Origin of the sequence: Pseudomonas sp. V88_4, assembly GCF_029967985.1 — a bacterium.
Lineage (GTDB): Bacteria > Pseudomonadota > Gammaproteobacteria > Pseudomonadales > Pseudomonadaceae > Aquipseudomonas > Aquipseudomonas glycinae.
In genome coordinates, this window is sequence record NZ_JASCAF010000042.1 from 160,434 (window position 1) to 180,868 (window position 20,435).

Here is a 20,435-nt window from a genome sequence, read left to right on the forward strand (position 1 = left end):
TTACGCCATGACCGATACCGAAGTAAAGGCGCCAAAGATCGAATTTCCCCAGGTTGATTATCCGGTTAAGGTGATCAGCGATACGGGCGTCGGCAACAAAGACAAGATCATCGACATCGTCAAGAAACACGCCAAGATCAATGATGAGCGTGTCGACGAGCGTCAAAGCAGCAACGGCAAGTACACCACCATCCAGTTGCACATCGTTGCGACCGACCAGGATCAGCTGTACAACATCAACAGCGAACTGCGGGCCACCGGTTTCGTGCACATGGTGCTGTGATGCCGGGCACGCTGGGCTTTCGCGAGCTTGGCCAGATGGCTTACGAGCCGGTCTGGCAGGCCATGCAACGTTTTACCAACGAGCGTGGCACCACGGCCCCGGACGAAATCTGGCTGGTTGAACATCCGCCGGTGTTCACCCAGGGCCAGGCCGGCAAGGCCGAGCACCTGTTACTGCCGGGAGACATTCCGGTGGTGCAGGTCGACCGCGGCGGTCAGGTGACCTACCATGGCCCAGGGCAGTTGGTAGCCTATCTGCTGCTGGATGTGCGTCGACTCGGTTTCGGCGTGCGTGATCTGGTCAGTCGCATGGAGCGCTGCCTGATCGAACTGTTGGCCAGCTACGGCGTCACTGCCGTGGCCAAGCCGGATGCTCCCGGCGTCTACGTCAACGGAGCGAAGATCGCTTCTCTGGGTTTGCGGATTCGCCACGGATGTTCCTTTCATGGCCTGGCCCTGAACGTGGACATGAACCTGGAGCCGTTTCGACGGATTAATCCCTGCGGCTATGCCGGGCTGGCGATGACCCAGCTGAGCGAGCACGCAGGATCGATTGAATTTGCCGAGGTAAGTGCCCGGCTGCGCGCGCAGCTCGTCAAACACCTCGACTATGCTGAGCAGACGACCCTGACGGGCGGAATCGACTGATATGACTACTGATGCAGTGCAAACCATGATCCCGACGCTCGACGTGACCGAGCGCCCGGCCCCGCGTCCCAAGGTTGAAGCCGGCGTCAAGCTGCGCGGCGCCGAGAAGGTTGCACGCATTCCGGTGAAGATCATTCCGACCACAGAACTGCCGAAGAAACCCGACTGGATCCGCGTGCGCATCCCGGTTTCGCCGGAAGTCGATCGCATCAAGAGCCTGCTGCGCAAGCACAAGCTGCACAGCGTCTGCGAAGAGGCCTCCTGCCCGAACCTGGGCGAGTGCTTCTCCGGCGGCACCGCGACCTTCATGATCATGGGTGACATCTGCACCCGTCGCTGCCCTTTCTGCGACGTTGGCCATGGTCGTCCGAAGCCACTGGACGTCAACGAGCCGGAAAGCCTGGCCATCGCCATCGCCGACCTGAAACTCAAGTACGTGGTGATCACCTCGGTGGACCGCGACGACCTGCGTGACGGCGGTGCCCAGCACTTTGCCGACTGCATCCGTGAAATCCGCAAACTGTCGCCGAACGTGCAGCTCGAGACTCTGGTCCCGGACTACCGTGGCCGCATGGACATCGCCCTGGAAATCACCGCAGCCGAGCCGCCGGACGTGTTCAACCACAACCTGGAAACCGTACCGCGCCTGTACAAGGCTGCGCGTCCGGGTTCGGACTACCAGTGGTCGCTGACCCTGCTGCAACGCTTCAAGCAGATGATGCCGCACATCCCGACCAAGTCCGGCCTGATGTTGGGTCTGGGCGAGACCGACGACGAAGTCATCGAGGTGATGAAGCGCATGCGCGAACACGACATCGACATGCTGACCCTGGGCCAGTACCTGCAACCGTCCCGCAGCCACTTGCCGGTGCAGCGTTTCGTGCACCCGGACACCTTCGCCTGGTTTGCCGAGGAAGGTTACAAGATGGGGTTCAAGAACGTTGCGTCCGGCCCGTTGGTGCGTTCTTCGTACCACGCCGACGAGCAGGCGAAACTGGTCAAGGCCGAGCTGCTCGGTTCCTGATTCAGCGCTGAATGAAAAAATGCCCGCCGGGGTTTAGCGCCCGGCGGGCATTTTTTTGTCTGGCCTACACTCGTTGCTGACTTTTCCCGCAACCTGCGGCGTGGCGGAGCCCCTTCTGTTTGTCGCCGTTCCTGACTACTGTGTGAGCATGACTTTACACAGGGAGATCCATGGATGACCGTTCGACCAACCCACACCCTTTTCCCGCACAAGCCTGTGCCCGCGCTGCCGTCGGAAGGGCTGATAGGGGTCATTGCGCCTGCCGGCCCCGGCACGCTGGACACTGAAAAGGCCGTTCAGTGGATGCGCGCCAGGGGCTACGGTTTGCGGGTGTTCCCTGGCGTCTACGAGAAGGATGGCTATCTGGCCGGCAGCGACGAGGTGCGGCTCAACGATCTGCACGCGGCGTTTGCTGACGAAGAGGTCGATGCGATCATTTGCCTGCGCGGTGGCTACGGTACGCCAAGGTTGCTGGATCGCATCGATTACGACCTGCTGAGTCGCCATGCCAAGCCCTTCGTCGGTTACAGCGACATCACCGCACTGCATCTGGCCATCAGTCGTTATGCCGGTTTCGTGACCTTTCACGGGCCGCTGCTGAATGCCGATCTGCTGGGGGACAAGGAGCTACCGACGGTGACGTCGTTCTTCGCCATGCTGCGCGGTCAGTTGAAGGCCGGCAGCGTACTGAGTCATCCGGCGGCTTATCCATTGACCACCGTGGAGCCCGGCATTGCCCACGGGCGTTTGCAGGGAGGTAATCTGGCGATGATCGCCGCGACCTTGGGCACGCCTTATGAAATTGACGTCGAAGGGGTGATTCTGCTGATCGAGGACATCAACGAGCCGCTGTATCGAATCGACCGTTTGCTGACCCAGATGCGACTGGCGGGCAAGTTGGCCCGATTGCGCGGCGTGTTGGTCGGGGATATTGCGGGGGTAGATGTCGATGCGCTGAATCGCCTGCTCAAGCAGACCTTCGAGCCGCTGCGGATTCCGGTGCTGTCAGGATGGCGTAGCGGGCACTGTGATCCGAACCTGACGCTGCCGTTGGGGGCGCTGGTTCGACTGGATGCGGGGAAGAAGGAATTGATGCTGGAGCAGGATGTGGTGATCAAGGCATAGAAACTGATCGCCTGATAGTCAGTCTTCGCGGGCAAGCCGGCTCCCACGGTTTTCAGGTTGTACGCAGAACTGCGATCACCTCTAAACCTGTGGGAATGGGGTTGCCCGCGATGCTTTTACTGGTTACGCAGGCTTTCAAGCAGTTTGTGCGTCGGATAACCGTCCGCCGGCCAGCCGAACGACTGCTGCGCACTGCGGATCGCCTTGCGCGTATTGGCGCCGATGATCCCGTCTGCCGCACCGGCGTCGTAGTTGCGCGCGGTGAGCAGGTTCTGCAGTTCGATCCGTTCGGTGCGGCTCAGCGGCAGGTCATCCTTTGGCCAGGTGCCATTGATCAGGCCGGCACCGTTGAAGCGCTCGGACAACAGGCTGACGGCCAGGGCATAGGACGACGAGTTGTTGTACTTGAGGATCGCCCGGAAGTTGTCGAGGATCAGGAACGCTGGGCCGCGATAGCCGGCCGGTAGCAGCAGGGCAGCGGACAGTTGCTCGGAACCGGCTGGAACCTGGCCGCCGTTCGGCAGTATCACGCCCAGTTGCCGCCATTCAGCAACGCTTTTACGAATCGCGCCGTCGGCCAGGGTGTAGTTGAAACCGCTTGGCAGCTGGACTTCGAAGCCCCACGGCTGGCCACGCTGCCAGCCGGAGCTTTGCAGGTAATGCGCGGTTGAGGCCAATGCGTCAGCCGGGCTGCCCCAGATGTCGCGGCGGCCGTCACCGTCGAAATCCACGGCGTGGGTGTTGTAGGTGGTCGGGATGAATTGGGTCTGGCCCATGGCACCGGCCCAGGAGCCGAGCATTTTTTCCGGCGTGATGTCGCCCTGTTGCAGAATCTGCAATGCCGCGATCAGCTGCGCGTGGGCAAAGCCCGGACGGCGGCCTTCATAGGCCAGGGTGGCCAGAGAGTTGATCACCGATTTGTTGCCCTGGAACTGGCCGAAATTGCTTTCCATCCCCCACACCGACACCAGCGCCTGGCGATCGACGCCATAACGCTGTTCGATGCTTTGCAGGATATCGGCGTACTGGCTGATCAGGGCCTGGCCTTTGCGCACGCGCAACGGCGAAAGGGCACCGTCCAGGTACTCCCAGACCGGCCGGGCGAACTCCGGCTGGCTGCGGTCGGCGCGAATCACGCTGGCATCGAAGCTGACATTGGCGAAGGCGCGGTCGAACAGGTCAGCACGGATGCCGGCGGCCAGAGCGTCCTTGCGGAAACCAGCCTGCCATTCGGCAAAGGTCTGGGTCGGTTGCAGGTCGAGGTTGTCACCGGACGGCACTACCGGCGGGATGACCGCTGGGGCTGTGGCAACGGGGACGGTCTGAAGCGGTTGAGCGTCGGCGGCGGTGGGTTTTTCCGCGCAGGCGACGAGCAGTACGAAGCTGGAGGCAGCGATCAGTTGGCGAATGGGCCAACGACGGGAAAGACTAAGGGGCATGCACAGGTCCAGGGAATACAAATCAGGTGCAGACCTTAACATGAGGAAGGGGTGCTGCGCTTCAAGCGGCCAGAAAGTAAGAAGCCTCCCAGCTGTCAGACTGGAAGGCTTCGCGGCGGTAGCTGCCTTTACCCTTGGTGGGGCGTTCCTGGCGGCTGCGGAACAGGGGTTGGGCGACGATGGATTTGGCCTTGTTGTGGCCATGTTTCGATGGCTTTTTGCTCATGAGGATTCTCTCGATTGAGTGATGTTTTGCGCGAAAGATAATCTGCCGATCTCAAGCCGCTGTCTATAGGACCGAGGGCGGGATGTTCTGTAGGAAATGGACTAGGTAAAAAAACGGGATCGCAGAGCGCGATCCCGAGTTTCATTCGGCAGGCAACGTCAGGCGCTGACCGGCCATCAGCAGCGCCAACCGGCTCAGGCTCATCCACGGCGAGCCCGCCGCCTGGCCCTTGATTTGCGCATCGATGCGCTGGGCTTCGAGCAGCAACTGCGCCCAGCGTTGCGCCGAGTAGCGTTGCAGGGCCTTGCTCATCAGCGGTTTACGCTTGTCCCAGACCGGCGGTTTAGCCTGACTGAAGCACTTGTCCAGCGGCGTGCCCTGGCTGTATTGCAATGAGATATTAGCCAGCAGGCGCAGCTCCCGGGCCAGGGCCCAGAGGATCACCGGCGGCTCGACCCCTTCGCCGCGCAGCCCTTCGAGCATGCGCAGAGCGTGGGCCGGTTCGCCGTTGAGCACCGCGTCGGTCAGGCCGAACACGTCGAAACGCGCACTGTCGGCCACAGCCGCCTGCACGGTTTCAACGGTGATCTGTCCGCCCTCGGCCATCAGCTTGAGCTTCTCGATCTCCTGCGCGGCGGCCAGCAGGTTGCCTTCGACCCGCGCGGCAATCAGTTCGACCGCGTCCTGACTGGCCGACAAGCCGGCCTGGGACAGGCGTTGGCGAATCCAGCTCGGCAACTGGTTGGCATCCACCGGCCAGATCTGGATGAACTGGGTCTGCTGACCCTCGACCAGCGTCTTGCCCCACTTGGTCTTCTGCGCGCTACCGTCGAGCTTCGGCAGGCTGATCAGAAGCACCGTGTCTTCAGCCGGGCGCGAGCAGTATTCGATCAGTGCGGCAGCGCCTTTGTCACCGGGTTTGCCGGAAGGCAGGCGCAGTTCCAGCAGGCGCTTTTCGGCGAACAGCGACATGCTGGCGCCAGCCTGCAGCAATGTGCCCCAATCGAAATTGGCGTCGGCGGCGAAGACCTGGCGTTCGTCGAACCCTTGCTGACGGGCAGCGGAGCGAATGGCGTCGGCGGCTTCCTGACACAGCAGCGGGTCATCGCCGCTGATGATGTAGACCGGCGCGAGGGCGCCTTGCAGGTGTTTGCCGAGTTGGGCGGGAGCGAGCTTCATAAGAAACGGCGAACGGGGCGCCTGAGCGCCCCGTACGTCTTACTGCTGCGGCAGTTCGAGCGGCGACTGACGCGGGGTTTCCGCTTCAGCCTTCTGCGCCGCTTCGAGGGCGTCGGCCTCTGCCTTGGCCCGGGCGTTGGCGGTCTGCTGCAGGGCATCCAGCTGAGCCGGAGTCAGCTGTTGCAGGCGCAGCATCATGCGCTGTACCAGCTCGCGGCGTGTCTCGTTGCGGGCATCGTTGGCTTCCTGGTCGGAACCCACCAGGTTGTTGCCGTCGTGGATGAACACTTTCTGCACTTCAAGCTTGTCGCTTTTGAGCAGCAGGTTCTTGTCGCCACGGATGTCGTAGCTGAGCACGGTATTTACCTGATACTCGCCAGTACGACCGGCGCCCGCGTAGCTGAGGATGCGCTGGCTTTCCTGCTCGTCGGCCAGGTACAGCTTGTACGGCGCACCGGAGACGATCTTGACGCCACTGGCCTCCAGCTGCTGACGCAGTTGCGTCACGGTTTCGCCGTAGGCGTTGCGGGCGCTCAGATCGAGCTCCTTGATCGACAGTTCGTTGGTACCGGTGCCACGCAGCTGGAAACCGCAGGCGCTCAACAGGATGGCGAGGCCCATCACCAGCAGATTGCGTTTGATCATTGTGTTGCTCCCCTTGAAACCATGTGGGCCGACTCTGTGGCCCGAAAGGTTTTACTGGGCGTCAGGCACACCTGACGCCCGATCCAATTAGCTGGCGACGATATTGACCAGTTTCCCGGGCACTACGATCACTTTGCGAATCGTCAGGCCGTCAACGAAACGCAGCACGTTCTCGTTGGCGCGGGCTGCCGCTTCGACTTCTTCACGGGTCGCGGCAGCCGGCATTTCGATCTGGCCGCGCAGTTTGCCGTTGACCTGGATGACCAGTGTCAGGCTGTCCTGAACGAGTGCGCTTTCATCCACCACTGGCCAGCCGGCGTCGATCACAGGATCGGCGTGGCCCAGTTGATTCCACAGTTCGTGGCAAATGTGCGGGGTGATCGGAGCCAGCAACAGCGTAACGGCTTCCAGACCTTCCTGAACCAGCGCGCGATCCTGTTCGGTGGATTGTGCTGCTTTTTCCAGCACGTTCATCAGCGTCATCACCTGGGCGATGGCGGTGTTGAATTTGTGGTTCTGGCCAACATCGTGGCTGGCCTGCTTGATGGCCTGGTGGATCGCGCGACGCACGGCTTTCTGCTCATCGTTCAGGCCGGCGATGTCCAGTTTACCCGGCAGGCCCTGAGTGACGTGGGCCTGAGCCAGACGCCAGACGCGCTTGAGGAAGCGGTGCGAGCCTTCAACGCCGGAGTCGGACCACGCGGCGCTCATGTCGGGCGGCGAGGCGAACATCATGAACAGGCGGCAGGTGTCCGCGCCGAACTGGTCGATCATCGATTGAGGGTCGACGCCGTTGTTCTTCGACTTGGCCATTTTCTCGGTGCCGCCGATTTCCACCGGCAGACCGTCGGTTTTCAGTCTGGCGCTGGTGACGTTGCCCTTGCCGTCGCGTTCGAGATCGACGTCCGCCGGGTTGAACCAGGTGTAGGCGCCGTTGGCTTCGCGGCGATAGTAAGTCTCGGCAATCACCATGCCTTGAGTCAGCAGGTTCTTGAACGGCTCGTTGGAGCTCACCAGGCCTTCGTCGCGCATCAGCTTGTGGAAGAAACGCGCGTACAGCAGGTGAAGAATGGCGTGTTCGATACCGCCGATGTACTGATCCACCGGCAACCAGTGGTCGGCCGCGGATTTTTCCACCAGGCCGCCTTCGAAGTGCGGCGAGGCGTAACGGGCGTAGTACCAGGACGACTCGACGAAGGTGTCCATGGTGTCGGTTTCACGCTTGGCAGGCTGACCGCATTTCGGGCAGGTGCACTCGTAGAACTCGGGCATGCGCGCCAGCGGCGAACCGGCGCCGTCCGGCACCACGTCTTCCGGCAGGACGACCGGCAGCTGGTCTTCCGGCACCGGCACGTCACCGCAGGCGTCGCAGTGAATGATCGGGATCGGGCAGCCCCAGTAGCGCTGACGGCTGATGCCCCAGTCGCGCAGGCGGAACTGGGTGCGCGAGGCGCCGAGGTTTTTCTTGATCAGCGCGACTTCCATGGCGTCGAACGCGCCAGCGAAGTCCAGGCCGTCGAATTCGCCGGAGTTGATCAGCGTGCCGTGCTCGCCGTAGGCGTCTTGCCATGGCGCCGGGTTGGTGTCACCGGAGCTGGTGCGCACCACGGATTTGACCGGCAGGTTGTACTTGTGGGCGAATTCGAAATCGCGCTCGTCGTGCGCCGGCACAGCCATGACCGCGCCGTCGCCGTAGTGCATCAGCACGTAGTTGGCGACCCACACCGGCAGTTTTTCGCCGGTCAGCGGGTGCTCGACGAACAGGCCGGTCGGCAGGCCTTTCTTCTCTTGAGTGGCGACGTCGGCTTCGGCGACGCTGCCGCCCTTGCATTCGGCGATGAACGCTTGCAGCTCAGGGTTGTTTTTGGCGGCAAGAGCAGCCAGGTGGTGCTCGGCAGCCACGGCGACATAAGTCGCGCCCATCAGGGTGTCCGGACGGGTGGTGAAAACTTTCAGGGTGCCGCTTTCGCCGATCGAATCGACGTTGTACGGGAACTGCACTTCCATCCCGCGCGACTTGCCGATCCAGTTGCGCTGCATGGTCTTGACCTGCTCAGGCCAGCCGGTCAGTTCGTCGAGGCTCTCCAGCAGTTCATCCGCGTAGGCGGTGATCTTGAAGTAGTACATCGGGATTTCGCGCTTCTCGATCAGCGCGCCGGAACGCCAGCCGCGACCGTCGATCACCTGCTCGTTGGCCAGTACGGTCTGGTCGATCGGGTCCCAGTTCACGGTACCGTTCTTGCGGTAGATCACGCCTTTTTCGAACAGGCGGGTGAACAGCCATTGTTCCCAGCGGTAGTAATCCGGTTTGCAGGTGGTGACTTCCCGCGACCAGTCAACCGCCAGACCCAGGCTGCGCAGCTGGGATTTCATGTAGGCGATGTTTTCGTAGGTCCACTTGGCCGGGGCGACGTTGTTCTTCATTGCGGCGTTTTCCGCCGGCATGCCGAAGGCGTCCCAACCCATCGGTTGCAGAACGTTCTTGCCGAGCATGCGCTGGTAGCGGGAGATCACGTCGCCGATGGTGTAGTTGCGCACGTGCCCCATGTGTAGCTTGCCGCTGGGGTAAGGGAACATCGACAGGCAGTAGTAGGTTTCCTTGCCTGGCTGTTCACTGACTTCAAAGGACTTTTGCTCGTCCCAGAACGATTGGGCGGCGGCTTCGATTTCACGGGGCTGATATTGTTCGTGCATGGCTACTTTTGTACTGGATAGGGGTGGCCTAATCCTCTTCAATGCGACGTCCCGGGCATGTCGGACGAGCTGGAAGTGGAGTTACAGGAAGCGCCGTAGCATACATGACCGCGCTTGGCCTAGGGAAACCCTGATTGCAGCCGTTTGACCGGCCGAAATCGTGGCGAGGGCCGTTGGTCGCGGCGCGCAGCCGGTTTGTGCAGCGAAGCTAAGCTCTAACTGGGGAGTGAGTCTTATCTTCAATGAGGTGAGGGATGGTGGAGTCACAGCAAAAAAACGTTACCAAACCCGAGTTGTACGAGCGGTTGATCGATCGTCTGGGGATGGCCCTGGACGCGGCAAAAACCGCTGGCCGGCTGCGCGACGAGCGCCCCCTGGAGCTGGAATTGCGTGGCTTGAGTCCCGCCGAGTTCAAACTGGTCAAGGCCTATCTGGATCGCAGTGAGCGTGAAACCCACGGATACCTGTCACAAGCAGTGAAACAGCTCGATGCTGCCCATTCGGCCAAGGTCATCTGGCTCAAGGACAAGGCACCCGGCAGAGATGCCGTCAAAGTGCGGACTCTGCAGGCCAAGTAAACGCATGGCAGGTCAAAAAGCGGATCTTTTTCAACGGGATCCGACCCTACTGGTTGTCGCGGTGTATCAACCCACTTAGGCTTCGGGCATCTCTGGAGATGCTCGATGCCTTTTCGTTATTTCGTTAAACAACTTCTGTTGCCGCCAGGCGTTCTCTTGTTGCTGCTGCTCGTCGCCTGGTGGCTACGACGTTCGCGGCCGCGACTGGCCGGGCTGTGCTTTGCCCTGGGTTTTGGCGGCTTCCTGCTGATGAGTCTGCCGGTGGTCGTGCAATGGGGTGCCAAGGCCCTGGAGCGCGAGCCGCCGCTGGCCCGGGAAGCATGGACAAGCCTGGCGCAACGCGCCGATGCGATTGTGGTGCTGGGCTCCGGTCGCGAGCGCGGCGATCTGGCCTGGGGCGAAGATCAACCGACCGGTGTCGGGCTTGAACGGCAGCGTTACGCGGCGCGACTGGCCAAGGCGTCGGGGTTGCCGATTCTGACCAGCGGTGGCCTGCATTACGGTACGCCGCCGACCGAAGCCAAACTGATGGCCGATTCGTTGCGCGATGACTTCGGTGTGACGGTGCGCTGGCAGGAAGGGGAGAGCCGCACCACGTGGGAGAATGCTGCCTTCAGCGCCAGGATACTGTTGCCGGAAGGCGTAAAACGCATCGTGCTGGTGACTCAGGCCTGGCACATGCCGCGTGCGGTGTGGAGCTATCAACAGGCCGGGTTCGAAGTCGTGCCGGCGCCGGTCGGTTTCCTCGGCACGGACAATGCGCGACCGTTTGGCGGCTGGCTGCCGGAATTCAAGTCGATCTGGCAGAGCGGGCAGTTGATGAACGAGGCGGTGGGGCAGATTGGCTATTCGCTGTTCTACCGAGGGGGTGACAGCGCCGATTGATCACTCCCGCGCAGAACGCGGGAGTGATCGGGTTTTCAGAGGGTCTTGGATATCCGGTTGGTCATCAGCGCCCAGCCGAACAGCACCACGCACAGGGTGATCAGCGGCCACGAGCGCCATTGCAGATACGGCGTCAGGTTGTGCATCGGCACCACTTCGCCGTACAGCACGCCCTGTTCGAACTGCGGGATGCGCTCGGTGATCTGCCCGAACGGGTTGATCAGCCCGGTCACGCCGTTGTTGGTCGCGCGAATCATCCAGCGCCCGGCTTCAAGTGCACGCATCTGCGCCATTTGCAGGTGTTGCAGGGGGCCGATGGAGGTACCGAACCAGGTGTCGTTGCTGATCGTCAGCAGCAGATCGCTGCGTGCCGCCAGGCCAGCGGCGAATTCCGGATAAACCACTTCGTAGCAGATGAATGGCGCGATCTGATACCCCTTGGCCTGTAATAGCGCCTGATCGGAAGGGCCACGGGCGAAGTCGGACATCGGCAGGTCGAAGAATGCGATCAGCCCGCGCAGGATGTCCTGCAATGGTACGTACTCGCCGAACGGCACCAGCTTCTGTTTGAGATAAGTGCCATCGCCTTCGCCGACCACAGTGATGCCGTTGAAGAAGCGTTTTTCGTGACGGACCGTTTCTCGGATCGGCACACCGGTGATCAGCGCCGATTTACGCTCGGCGGCGAAGTTGCCCATCATGGTCAGGTAGCCCTCTGCGGACTCCTTGAGCACCGGCACGGCGGTTTCAGGCCAGATCAACAGGTCGACCGGTTTGGAGCGGAAACTCAGGTCGCGGTACAGCGCCAGCTGCGCGTTGAGCTCGGCCGGGTCCCATTTCATGCTTTGCGCGACGTTGCCCTGGATGGCGGCAACGGTGAGAGGCGCGCCGGCCGGGCTGGTCCAGGCATGGTCCTTGAGCGCAATGCCTGCCGCCCATGGCCCGATCAGCAGGATCAGGCCGGCGGCGATAAAGGCTTTGCGACGGGTTTGCAGAACGCGCGGTGCGTTGTAGATCAGTGCAGCGGTCAGCGCGAGAACGAACGACACCAGCCACATCCCGCCCACTGGCGCGAGTCCGGCCAGCGGGCCGTCAAGCTGGCTGTACCCGGAATACAGCCACGGGAAACCGGTGAGGAACCAGCCACGGAAAGCTTCCTGGCCGACCCACAGCGCCGCAAACGCCAGTGCGTCCGCCACCGGCGCTTCGTTACGCCGCAACCAGCGTGCCCACAGCCAGGCGGGCAGGGCGAAGAACCAGGCAATCGCCGCCGTGAAGATCAGCATCAGGAAACCGGCCAGCAGCACCGAAGCGCCGCCGAAATGGTGGATGCTGTAATAGATCCAGCTGGTGCCGGCGCCGAACAGGCCGAAGCCGAAGCACCAGCCACGGCCCAGCGCCTGGCGCGGGCTCAGCTCGCGCAGGCCTGCATAGAACAGGCCGACTGCCAGTAACGCCAGCGGCCAGAGATCGAACGGTGCCAGCGCGAAGGTGGTGATTGCACCGGCCGCCACGGCCAGCAGATTACCGGGCCAGCCGGGGCGGGTTGTCCAGCGCATTTCAGTCCTTAAATTTACCGGGCGATTGGCGTGAGTCGCAGCAAGTGAATCCGACGGCTGTCGGCGTTCAGGATGCGGAAACGATAGGCGCCGATTTCAGTGATTTCGTTGCGTTTTGGCAAGTGCCCGAACGCGCTCATCACCAGCCCGCCGACGGTGTCGAACTCGTCGTCGGAGAATTCGCTGTCGAAGAACTCGTTGAAGTTCTCGATCGGCGTCAGGGCCTTGATCAGGAAATCACCGCTGGGCAGCGGCTTTATGTAGCTGTCTTCTTCGACGTCGTGCTCGTCTTCGATGTCGCCGACGATCTGCTCGAGCACGTCTTCGATAGTCACCAGACCGGCCACGCCACCGTATTCGTCGATGACGATGGCCATGTGGTTGTGGTTGGCGCGGAATTCACGCAGCAACACGTTCAGACGCTTGGACTCCGGCACGAACGTGGCCGGGCGCAGCAGGTCCTTGATGTTGAAGCTGTCGCCGTTCTCCTTGAGGATCAGCGGCAACAGATCCTTGGCCAGCAGCACGCCCATCACGTCGTCATGGCTTTCGCCGATGACCGGGTAGCGCGAGTGGGCCGAGTCGACGACGGCAGGGAGGAATTCGCGGGGTGTCTGGGTCGCCTTGATGCTGATCATCTGCGAGCGCGGCACCATGATGTCGCGAACCTGCAGGTCAGCCACCTGGATGGCGCCTTCGACGATGGCCAGCGCTTCGCTGTCCAGCAGTTTGTTCTGATGTGCATCGCGCAGCAGCTCAAGCAGCTCCTGGCGGTTTTTCGGCTCGTGGGCAAAAGCCTGGGTCAGTTTACCCAGCCATGACTTTTGCCCGTTGCTCGATCGATCTTCGCTCATAGCGATTACTCTGAATCCTTTGTTGTAACAGTAGGGGATGTTTCGGTTTCGTCGTCCGCGTACGGATCGGGATAACCCAATTCGGCAAGCAACTCGCGTTCCAGTGCTTCCATTTCCTCGGCTTCCTCGTCATCTATATGGTCGTAACCAAGCAGATGCAAGCAGCCGTGAATGACCAGATGTGCCCAGTGGGCCTTTAGTTCCTTGCCCTGTTCGGCGGCTTCGCGCTCAACCACGGCCACGCAGATCACCAGATCTCCCAGCAACGGGATGTCTAGGAACTCGTCGGGCACTTCGGCGGGAAAGGACAGGACGTTGGTCGGGTAATCCTTGTGCCGCCAGGTGTGATTCAGTTCGCGGCCTTCTTCTTCGTCGACCAGACGAATGGTCATTTCCGAGTCGGCGGTGCGCTGGCGCAGGGCCAGTTCGCACCATTGGCGGAACTCGGCTTCGGTCGGCGCAGGCGCTTCGGTCGCGATTTGCAGGTCAAGCTCAAGCATCGTGGCGAGTATCCTTTGGCGCTTCATCGGCCAAACGCGTCTCGAAGCGCTCGTAAGCTTCGACGATGCGTTGCACCAATGGATGGCGCACCACGTCTTTGGGCTGGAAGTGGGTGAAGCTGATGCCCGGCACATCTTTCAGGACTTCGATGACGTGATGAAGTCCGGACTTGGTGCCGCGTGGCAGGTCGACCTGGGTGATGTCGCCGGTGATCACGGCCGTAGAGCCGAAACCGATCCGGGTCAGGAACATCTTCATCTGCTCGACGGTGGTGTTCTGGCTCTCGTCGAGAATGATGAAGCTGTTGTTCAGCGTACGACCGCGCATGTAGGCCAGCGGCGCGACTTCGATCACCTGACGCTCGATCAGCTTGGCCACGTATTCGAAACCGAGCATTTCGTAGAGCGCGTCGTAGAGCGGGCGCAGGTACGGGTCGATCTTCTGCGACAGGTCGCCGGGCAGGAAGCCGAGTTTTTCACCCGCTTCGACCGCCGGACGAACCAGCAGGATGCGCCGAATCTGCTCGCGCTCCAGCGCATCGACGGCGCAGGCGACAGCCAGGTAGGTCTTGCCGGTACCGGCCGGGCCGATGCCGAAGTTGATGTCGTTGCCGAGGATTTCCTTCACGTAGCGCAGTTGATTCAAGCCGCGTGGGCGAATCATGCCTTTCTTGGTGCGCAGGGCGACGGAGGCTTCGGCGGGGGCGTGGTTGTCCAGTTGCTCGACGGCCGACTCCTGGAGGAACAGGTGAACCGTATCCGGCGACAGCTCTGAACCCTTGGTTTCCCGGTACAGGCGGCGAATCAGGTTTTCCGCGGAAGTGGTGTGCTTGGGTTCGCCGATCAGCTCGAACTGATTGCCGCGGTTGCGGATCTCGATGGCCAGGCGCTGTTCGATCAGCCGCAAGTGCTCGTCGAACTGCCCGCACAGATTGGCGAAGCGGCGAGCCTCAAAGGGCTCGAGGATGAAACGATGTGGTTCGATGGGTGCGTTCAAGGTCGTATTTAGCCGCCCTGGGGCAATTGGGATGAATTGAAGGATAACGCCAGCGGCGTGGGTGCGAAAGCTCTTAAATGGATGAGCCTGTTCTCAAGAACAATGCAGGCCACTGTGGGAGCTGGCTTGCCAGCGATGAGGCCATCAGCCCCGACCAATATGTCGCCTGTCGTACCGCTATCGCTGGCAAGCCAGCTCCCACAGAATTCTCAGTGTTTCTGATATTTGTTACTGGATCAGCGAGCCGCGCAGCGAGTGCGGTTGCGCCGCGTCGATGTGGACGTCGGCGAACTGGCCGATCAGCGTCGGATTATCGCAGCGGAAGTTGACGATACGGTTATTCTCGGTGCGCCCTTGCAGCTCGCCCGGGTCTTTTTTCGAATAATCGGTCACCAGAATCCGCTGGACCGAACCGACCATTTGTCGGCTGATCTCGAACCCTTGCTGGTTCAAACGGTGCTGCAAGGCGTTCAGTCGCTCTTTCTTCAGTTCTTCCGGGGTGTCGTCGGCGAGATCGGCGGCCGGGGTGCCCGGGCGCTGGCTGTAGACGAACGAGTAGGAAAAGTCGAAACCGACGTCGGCAATCAGCTTCATGGTCTGTTCGAAATCTTTCTCGGTTTCCCCCGGGAAACCGACGATGAAGTCCGAACTGATGCAGATACCCGGCACGGCGGCGCGCAGTTTGCGCAGCTTGGATTTGTACTCCAGCGCCGTGTGGTTGCGTTTCATCGCCGCCAGAATCCGGTCCGAACCCGACTGCACCGGCAAGTGCAGGTGCTTGACCAGTTCCGGTACTTCGGCGTGGGCCTGGATCAGGCTGTCGGAAAATTCCAGCGGGTGCGAGGTGGTGTAGCGGATGCGGTCGATGCCGTCGACCGCCGCGACCACACGGATCAGTTCCGCCAGATCCGCCAGGCGACCGTCGTGGGTCAGACCGCGATAACCGTTCACGTTCTGGCCCAGCAGGGTCACTTCACGCACACCGTTTTCGGCCAGGTGGATGATCTCGGCGATCACGTCGTCGAACGGTCGGCTGACTTCTTCGCCACGGGTGTAAGGCACCACGCAGAACGTGCAGTACTTGCTGCAGCCTTCCATCACCGACACGTAGGCGCTGGGGCCGTCGATACGCGGCTCGGGCAGGTGGTCAAATTTTTCGATTTCCGGGAACGACACGTCGACTTGCGGCAGCTTGCTGATGCGCGCGGCGTCGATCATTTCCGGCAGGCGGTGCAGGGTCTGCGGGCCGAACACCACGTCGACGTACGGGGCGCGATCACGGATCGCCGCACCTTCCTGGCTGGCCACGCAACCGCCGACGGCGATCACCATGTCCGGGTTGGCCAGTTTCAGTTCGCGCCAGCGGCCGAGCTGGGAATACACCCGGTCCTGGGCGCGTTCGCGGATCGAGCAGGTGTTGAGCAGGATCACGTCGGCATCTTCGGCGCGCGCCGTGACTTCCAGGGCCTGGTGTTCGCCCAGCAGATCGACCATGCGCGAGCTGTCGTACTCGTTCATCTGGCAACCGTGGGTTTCAATGTAAAGCTTCTTGGCCATGGAATAGGGTCGTCACGTGGTTCAAAGAACCGCGCATTATAGGGAACATGTCCTCAGGTTCCTACCGCTGTGCGTCCGGTGGCTATGCTATAGTTCGCGCCCTCATTTTTACCCCGATGTCGTCCGCCCGCCATGACCAAACGCGAAGCTCCAATCTACAAGGTGATTTTCCTCAACCAGGGCCAGGTGTTCGAAATGTACGCCAAGCAGATCTATCAAAGTGATCTGTGGGGCTTCCTGGAAGTGGAAGAGTTCGTCTTTGGCGAGCGCACGCAAGTGGTCGTCGACCCGAGCGAAGAAAAGCTCAAGGCGCAGTTTGAAGGTGTGGTGCGCAGCTTTGTGCCGATGCATTCGATCGTGCGCATCGATGAAGTGGAGCGTCTGGGGACGCCGAAGATCAGCGAAGCCCGTGGCGGCGTTGGTAACGTGATGCCGTTTCCGATGCCGATGCCCGAGAAGTAAAACCGGGTTTTATGGAAGAGATCGTTCCCATGCTCTGCGTGGGAATGCCGCCTGCAACGGTCCGCGTCGGTGACTATCGTTAATCAGGGAAGGGGCGAAAACGGCGTACGCCCGTCGGCGTTCTGCAATTCCATCAGGTATTTACGGAAAATTTGCCCGAGCACCTGGGTCGCGGTTTCCAGGTCTTCGCGGGACATCTTTTCGGACACTTCGTCGGCGGTGTCGAGCGCGTCTTCGGCGCCGTTGACCGCCGCCATCTTCAGCACGATGTAGGCCTGAATGTTGTTGGCCTGCACGCCTTCGCCGTGGAAGAACATGGTGCCGAGCTTGAATTGCGCCTGGGCATGGCCTTGCAGCGAGGCCTTTTCGAAATAGCTCAAGGCTTGATTGAGGTCGCGCGGCGCGTTCTTGCCGTCGTAGTAGAACTCACCCAACTCGTATTGCGCTTGCGCATCCCCCTCATCCGCTGCCTTTTGGCAGGCGGCGAGGGCCTGCGTGACATCTTGCGGCTGAGTATTGAGGGTGCAGCGACCCATCGCCGGGATCAACAACGAGTTGCCGCCTGCTTGTGCATGTGCGAGCAGCGGCTGAAGGAGCAACAGGCAGCCCAAGGCAAGGGTGCGGCCGGTGCGGTTCATGGGAATCGACTTACCTCTGAAGGGCGCGCGGACCCGTCGAGGGATCCAATAAGCGCGCATTATGAAATAAGCAGGGCCATCCTTACAAAGTCTTTACTCGATTTTCTGCTGTGTGGGGAATATATCACCCGGTTTGCGGGAGGTTTTTGGCAGAAGCGTCGGAGAAAACGCTGGAATGTAGGTGAAAGCTGACGCTGGCAATGGCCAACGTCAGCGATCAAGCCATTACTTCAGTTTGGCGAACGCGCGCTCAGCGGCGTCGAGGGTCAGTTTCAACTCGGCTTCGCCGTGGGCGATCGAGGTGAAACCGGCTTCGAAGGCGCTCGGTGCGAGGTACACGCCACCTTCGAGCATCAGGTGGAAGAAACGACCGAACAGCGCCGCATCGCTGGCCATCACGTCTTCAAACGTCACAATGTCGTCGGCACCGCTGAAGTACAGACCGAACATGCCGCCCGCCTGGGTGGTCACGAACGGAATGCCGGCGGCATCGGCGCGCTGTTGCAGGCCGTCGAGCAGGCGCGTGGTGTAGTCGGTCAGCTCGGCGTGGAAACCCGGACGGCTGATCAGGCGCAGGGTGGTCAGGCCGGCAGCCATCGCCAGCGGGTTACCCGACAGAGTGCCTGCTTGATAGACCGGGCCCAGCGGTGCGATGCGCTCCATGATCGAGCGCTTGCCGCCGAAGCAGCCGACCGGCATGCCGCCGCCGATGATCTTGCCGAAGGTGGTCAGGTCCGGGGTGACGCCGTAGTAAGCCTGGGCGCCGCCGAGGGCGACGCGGAAACCGGTCATCACTTCGTCGAAAATCAGCACCACGCCGTGCTTGTCGCACAGGCTGCGCAGGCCTTCGAGGAAACCCGGCGCCGGCGGTACGCAATTCATGTTGCCGGCCACGGGCTCGACGATGATGCAGGCGACGTCCTGGCCGACTTCGGCGAGCATTTTTTCAACCGCGTCGATGTCGTTGAACGGCAGGGTCAGGGTGTGTTTGGCGAACGCTGCGGGTACGCCGGCAGAGCTTGGTACGCCCTGGGTCAGTGCACCGGAACCGGCCTTGACCAGCAGGCTGTCGGAGTGACCGTGGTAGCAGCCTTCGAACTTGATGATGCTGTCGCGGCCGGTGAAACCACGGGCCAGACGGATCGCGCTCATGGTCGCTTCGGTGCCGGAGCTGACCATGCGCACCATCTCCATCGACGGCACCAGCGAGCAGACCAGGTCGGCCATCTCGGTCTCCATCGCGGTCGGCGCGCCGTAGGACAGGCCGTGTTGCAACTGGTTGCGCACCGCATCCAGCACGTCCGGGTGGCTGTGGCCGAGGATCATCGGCCCCCAGGAGCCCACGTAATCCACATAACGCTTGTCGTCTTCGTCAGTGACGTAGGCGCCTTCGGCGTGCTTGAAGAACAGCGGCGTGCCGCCAACGCTCTTGAACGCGCGCACCGGCGAGTTCACGCCACCGGGAATGTGTTTCTGGGCGTTGGCAAACAGAGTTTCGGAACGAGACATGATCGGGCTCTCAGACTTTTAGTAATTCATTGAAGGCGCGGGCGCGGCGGGTTACTTCGGCGCTGCTGTCGGCGCCGAACAGGCCATGGACCACGGCCAGCAGATCGACACCGTGGGCCACCAGCGGCGCGGCGTTGTCGAGGGTGATGCCGCCGATCGCGCAGATCGGCAGGTGCAGGGTGCGCTTGGCGTCGTCGAGCAGATCGAGGCTGCAACTCGGTGCACCGGGTTTGGTATTGGAATTGAAGAAGCGACCGAAGGCGACATAACTCGCGCCTTCTTTGGCGGCCTGTTCGGCCAGTTCAAGCTGTGCGTGGCAGGTCGATCCGATAATTGCTTTCGAACCGAGCAGGGCGCGGGTCGGCGACAGCGGGCCGTCGGTCTGGCCAAGGTGCACGCCGACGTTCAGGCGTGCGGCCAGTTCGGCGTCATCGTTGATGATCAGTTGCGTCTTGTAGCGTTCGCACAGATCGCGCAGGGCTTCGGCCTCACGCAGACGGCGGGCTTCGTCGCTGCTCTTGTCACGGTATTGCAGCAGGGTGACGCCGCCTTCCAGCGCCGCCTCCACGTAGGACAGAAACTTGCCGGCCAGCAACTGGCTGTCGGTGATGGCATACAGGCCACGTAGTTTCATCGCGCAGACCTCAAGCTCGAAACATCAGGAACAGAAATCCAGCGGCAGGCGACGCGGCACGAACTGGCCTTTGCCCAGCTGTTCGGCATCGCGCAGGGTGCGCCAGGTGTAATCCAGCGCGGTACGCACCGCGCTGGCGAGGTTTTCGCCCAGTGCCAGGCGGCCGGCGAGGGTACTGGCCAACGTGCAGCCGGAGCCGTGATAGCTGCCCGGCAAGCGCTGGCACTTGAAGGTTTCGCGCAGGCCGTCGCGGCTGTACAGGCGATTGTGGATTTCGGTTTCGTCGCCGTGACCGCCAGTGATCAGCAGGTTCTTGATGAACGGCAGGAGTTTTTCAGCGCACTCGTCAGCGGTGCCTTCCGGCAGTTCGGCAAGGATCCGGGCTTCGGGAAGGTTGGGGGTGGCGATGATCGACAGCGGCAGCAGGCGTTCGCGCATGGCGTAGCCGACTTCGTCCTTGCCCAGGCGTCCGCCGCCGCCGGCACGCAGCACCGGGTCGCAGACTACTGGCAAGTGCGGGTGCGCCTGAAGCAGTTCGACGACGGTGTCGACCATTTCCAGGGAACCGAGCATGCCCAGTTTCACTGCCGCGACTTCCGAATCGTTGAGCACGGCATTGGCCTGGGCCAGTACCCACTCACGGTCGAGGACGCGAAAGTCAGTGACGTTGACGGTGTCTTGCACGGTCAGGGCGGTGACGGCCGGAGCCGCATGGCAACCCTGAGCGAGCAGGGCTTCGATATCTGCCTGCAAGCCGGCGCCACCACTGGGGTCGTGGCCGGAGAGACAGAGGACAACGGGGCGTGAGCTGTAGATATTCATGGTGCGCGAGCTTACCACCAAACCTGTTTTTCGGGTGTTGTGGCGCAGCGCGCGGCCGATGACATGGGTACGGGAAACGGCATCGTTTGTCACAATCTGACCGAGTCAACAGCTCTAGTCCGGTGCTCTGCTCTGGAACGCCCGTTCTAGAGCCTTTGTAGGAAAAATTTCCATGGTG

Annotated in this window: 21 protein-coding genes; 7 read left to right on the forward strand and 14 right to left on the reverse strand. The window is 61.6% G+C overall.

The annotated features are described in order from the left end of the window. Nucleotides 1-7: 7 nt before the first annotated feature. The 4 genes from QLG12_RS19165 (at nucleotide 8) to QLG12_RS19180 (ending at nucleotide 3,079) form a co-directional block, all read left to right on the forward strand. Entirely contained in the window at nucleotides 8-283 is a 276-nt protein-coding gene (locus tag QLG12_RS19165) for a DUF493 domain-containing protein (RefSeq protein WP_007958664.1), read from the forward strand. Beyond that, complete coding sequence (gene lipB / locus QLG12_RS19170; RefSeq protein WP_236194154.1) at nucleotides 283-930, forward strand: lipoyl(octanoyl) transferase LipB; 648 nt, start codon at nucleotides 283-285, stop codon at nucleotides 928-930. The genes QLG12_RS19165 and lipB overlap by 1 nt, the downstream gene beginning before the upstream one ends. 25 nt (nucleotides 931-955) lie before the next feature. Then, nucleotides 956-1,954 carry a lipoyl synthase gene (lipA, locus tag QLG12_RS19175; protein WP_162130488.1) on the forward strand — a complete coding sequence of 333 codons (999 nt, stop codon included), beginning with the start codon at nucleotides 956-958 and terminating at the stop codon, nucleotides 1,952-1,954. A gap of 174 nt (nucleotides 1,955-2,128) precedes the next feature. After that, entirely contained in the window at nucleotides 2,129-3,079 is a 951-nt protein-coding gene (locus QLG12_RS19180) for an LD-carboxypeptidase (protein ID WP_282475077.1), read from the forward strand. Nucleotides 3,080-3,195: 116 nt separating this feature from the next. On the opposite strand, the gene QLG12_RS19185 is transcribed toward QLG12_RS19180, so the two are convergent. The 5 genes from QLG12_RS19185 to leuS all read right to left on the reverse strand — a co-directional run bounded on the left by QLG12_RS19185 (nucleotide 3,196) and on the right by leuS (nucleotide 9,262). Further along, entirely contained in the window at nucleotides 3,196-4,518 is a 1,323-nt protein-coding gene (locus QLG12_RS19185) for a lytic murein transglycosylase (RefSeq protein WP_197870063.1), read from the reverse strand. A gap of 61 nt (nucleotides 4,519-4,579) precedes the next feature. Next, on the reverse strand, nucleotides 4,580-4,744 hold the full coding sequence (gene arfA / locus QLG12_RS19190) for an alternative ribosome rescue factor ArfA (protein WP_007958672.1): 165 nt from the start codon (nucleotides 4,742-4,744) through the stop codon (nucleotides 4,580-4,582). A 141-nt stretch (nucleotides 4,745-4,885) separates the two neighbouring features. After that, entirely contained in the window at nucleotides 4,886-5,923 is a 1,038-nt protein-coding gene (gene holA, locus QLG12_RS19195) for a DNA polymerase III subunit delta (RefSeq protein ID WP_282475078.1), read from the reverse strand. Between the two features lie 39 nt (nucleotides 5,924-5,962). Beyond that, nucleotides 5,963-6,568, reverse strand: a complete 606-nt coding sequence (gene lptE, locus QLG12_RS19200; protein WP_236194152.1) for an LPS assembly lipoprotein LptE — start codon at nucleotides 6,566-6,568, stop codon at nucleotides 5,963-5,965. Nucleotides 6,569-6,655: 87 nt separating this feature from the next. Then, nucleotides 6,656-9,262 (reverse strand): leucine--tRNA ligase, encoded by a 2,607-nt coding sequence (leuS, locus tag QLG12_RS19205; RefSeq protein ID WP_197870060.1) that lies wholly within the window; start codon nucleotides 9,260-9,262, stop codon nucleotides 6,656-6,658. 254 nt (nucleotides 9,263-9,516) lie between these two features. On the opposite strand from leuS, the gene QLG12_RS19210 reads away from it, so the two are divergent. Together QLG12_RS19210 and QLG12_RS19215 are read left to right on the forward strand one after the other, a co-directional pair. Continuing rightward, nucleotides 9,517-9,840 carry a hypothetical protein gene (locus QLG12_RS19210; protein WP_039771843.1) on the forward strand — a complete coding sequence of 108 codons (324 nt, stop codon included), beginning with the start codon at nucleotides 9,517-9,519 and terminating at the stop codon, nucleotides 9,838-9,840. Between the two features lie 105 nt (nucleotides 9,841-9,945). After that, complete coding sequence (locus QLG12_RS19215) at nucleotides 9,946-10,725, forward strand: YdcF family protein (protein WP_197870059.1); 780 nt, start codon at nucleotides 9,946-9,948, stop codon at nucleotides 10,723-10,725. Nucleotides 10,726-10,760: 35 nt separating this feature from the next. On the opposite strand, the gene lnt is transcribed toward QLG12_RS19215, so the two are convergent. From lnt to miaB, 5 genes are all read right to left on the reverse strand, one after another. After that, nucleotides 10,761-12,284: an apolipoprotein N-acyltransferase gene (gene lnt / locus QLG12_RS19220; RefSeq protein ID WP_282475079.1), complete on the reverse strand. Its 1,524-nt coding sequence runs from the start codon at nucleotides 12,282-12,284 to the stop codon at nucleotides 10,761-10,763. A 14-nt stretch (nucleotides 12,285-12,298) separates the two neighbouring features. Further along, on the reverse strand, nucleotides 12,299-13,138 hold the full coding sequence (locus QLG12_RS19225) for an HlyC/CorC family transporter (protein WP_007909641.1): 840 nt from the start codon (nucleotides 13,136-13,138) through the stop codon (nucleotides 12,299-12,301). A 5-nt stretch (nucleotides 13,139-13,143) separates the two neighbouring features. Further along, a complete protein-coding gene (gene ybeY, locus QLG12_RS19230; protein WP_282475080.1) occupies nucleotides 13,144-13,638 on the reverse strand; it encodes an rRNA maturation RNase YbeY in 495 nt (164 codons plus the stop codon). After that, entirely contained in the window at nucleotides 13,631-14,635 is a 1,005-nt protein-coding gene (locus tag QLG12_RS19235) for a PhoH family protein (RefSeq protein WP_011336084.1), read from the reverse strand. The genes ybeY and QLG12_RS19235 overlap by 8 nt, the downstream gene beginning before the upstream one ends. Nucleotides 14,636-14,863: 228 nt before the next feature. Beyond that, entirely contained in the window at nucleotides 14,864-16,192 is a 1,329-nt protein-coding gene (gene miaB / locus QLG12_RS19240) for a tRNA (N6-isopentenyl adenosine(37)-C2)-methylthiotransferase MiaB (RefSeq protein WP_011336083.1), read from the reverse strand. 132 nt (nucleotides 16,193-16,324) lie between these two features. Here miaB and QLG12_RS19245 point away from each other — a divergent pair, with 132 nt between their 5' ends. Next, nucleotides 16,325-16,654: a DUF1820 family protein gene (locus tag QLG12_RS19245; RefSeq protein WP_027617776.1), complete on the forward strand. Its 330-nt coding sequence runs from the start codon at nucleotides 16,325-16,327 to the stop codon at nucleotides 16,652-16,654. A gap of 83 nt (nucleotides 16,655-16,737) precedes the next feature. Here QLG12_RS19245 and QLG12_RS19250 read toward each other — a convergent pair whose 3' ends face one another. The 4 genes from QLG12_RS19250 to QLG12_RS19265 form a co-directional block, all read right to left on the reverse strand. Then, nucleotides 16,738-17,292, reverse strand: a complete 555-nt coding sequence (locus QLG12_RS19250) for a tetratricopeptide repeat protein (RefSeq protein ID WP_047296791.1) — start codon at nucleotides 17,290-17,292, stop codon at nucleotides 16,738-16,740. Between the two features lie 225 nt (nucleotides 17,293-17,517). Next, a complete protein-coding gene (gene hemL / locus QLG12_RS19255; protein WP_064599654.1) occupies nucleotides 17,518-18,801 on the reverse strand; it encodes a glutamate-1-semialdehyde 2,1-aminomutase in 1,284 nt (427 codons plus the stop codon). A 10-nt stretch (nucleotides 18,802-18,811) separates the two neighbouring features. Further along, the gene (gene thiE / locus QLG12_RS19260; RefSeq protein WP_064382166.1) at nucleotides 18,812-19,435 is read right to left on the reverse strand and encodes a thiamine phosphate synthase; all 624 of its coding nucleotides are present in this window, start codon (nucleotides 19,433-19,435) and stop codon (nucleotides 18,812-18,814) included. Between the two features lie 24 nt (nucleotides 19,436-19,459). Continuing rightward, entirely contained in the window at nucleotides 19,460-20,257 is a 798-nt protein-coding gene (locus QLG12_RS19265; RefSeq protein WP_039771996.1) for a hydroxymethylpyrimidine/phosphomethylpyrimidine kinase, read from the reverse strand. Nucleotides 20,258-20,435: the final 178 nt, after the last annotated feature.

Coding starts and splice junctions, on each gene's coding strand:
- QLG12_RS19180 (WP_282475077.1), top strand. CDS start 2,129: ATGACCGTTCGACCAACCCACACCCTTTTCCCGCACAAGCCTGTGCCC.
- QLG12_RS19165 (WP_007958664.1), top strand. CDS start 8: ATGACCGATACCGAAGTAAAGGCGCCAAAGATCGAATTTCCCCAGGTT.
- QLG12_RS19250 (WP_047296791.1), bottom strand. CDS start 17,292: ATGAACCGCACCGGCCGCACCCTTGCCTTGGGCTGCCTGTTGCTCCTT.
- holA (WP_282475078.1), bottom strand. CDS start 5,923: ATGAAGCTCGCTCCCGCCCAACTCGGCAAACACCTGCAAGGCGCCCTC.
- QLG12_RS19210 (WP_039771843.1), top strand. CDS start 9,517: ATGGTGGAGTCACAGCAAAAAAACGTTACCAAACCCGAGTTGTACGAG.
- QLG12_RS19265 (WP_039771996.1), bottom strand. CDS start 20,257: ATGAATATCTACAGCTCACGCCCCGTTGTCCTCTGTCTCTCCGGCCAC.
- QLG12_RS19245 (WP_027617776.1), top strand. CDS start 16,325: ATGACCAAACGCGAAGCTCCAATCTACAAGGTGATTTTCCTCAACCAG.
- QLG12_RS19185 (WP_197870063.1), bottom strand. CDS start 4,518: ATGCCCCTTAGTCTTTCCCGTCGTTGGCCCATTCGCCAACTGATCGCT.
- lnt (WP_282475079.1), bottom strand. CDS start 12,284: ATGCGCTGGACAACCCGCCCCGGCTGGCCCGGTAATCTGCTGGCCGTG.
- lptE (WP_236194152.1), bottom strand. CDS start 6,568: ATGATCAAACGCAATCTGCTGGTGATGGGCCTCGCCATCCTGTTGAGC.
- miaB (WP_011336083.1), bottom strand. CDS start 16,192: ATGGCCAAGAAGCTTTACATTGAAACCCACGGTTGCCAGATGAACGAG.
- ybeY (WP_282475080.1), bottom strand. CDS start 13,638: ATGCTTGAGCTTGACCTGCAAATCGCGACCGAAGCGCCTGCGCCGACC.
- thiE (WP_064382166.1), bottom strand. CDS start 19,435: ATGAAACTACGTGGCCTGTATGCCATCACCGACAGCCAGTTGCTGGCC.
- hemL (WP_064599654.1), bottom strand. CDS start 18,801: ATGTCTCGTTCCGAAACTCTGTTTGCCAACGCCCAGAAACACATTCCC.
- lipA (WP_162130488.1), top strand. CDS start 956: ATGATCCCGACGCTCGACGTGACCGAGCGCCCGGCCCCGCGTCCCAAG.
- QLG12_RS19225 (WP_007909641.1), bottom strand. CDS start 13,138: ATGAGCGAAGATCGATCGAGCAACGGGCAAAAGTCATGGCTGGGTAAA.
- QLG12_RS19215 (WP_197870059.1), top strand. CDS start 9,946: ATGCCTTTTCGTTATTTCGTTAAACAACTTCTGTTGCCGCCAGGCGTT.
- arfA (WP_007958672.1), bottom strand. CDS start 4,744: ATGAGCAAAAAGCCATCGAAACATGGCCACAACAAGGCCAAATCCATC.
- leuS (WP_197870060.1), bottom strand. CDS start 9,262: ATGCACGAACAATATCAGCCCCGTGAAATCGAAGCCGCCGCCCAATCG.
- lipB (WP_236194154.1), top strand. CDS start 283: ATGCCGGGCACGCTGGGCTTTCGCGAGCTTGGCCAGATGGCTTACGAG.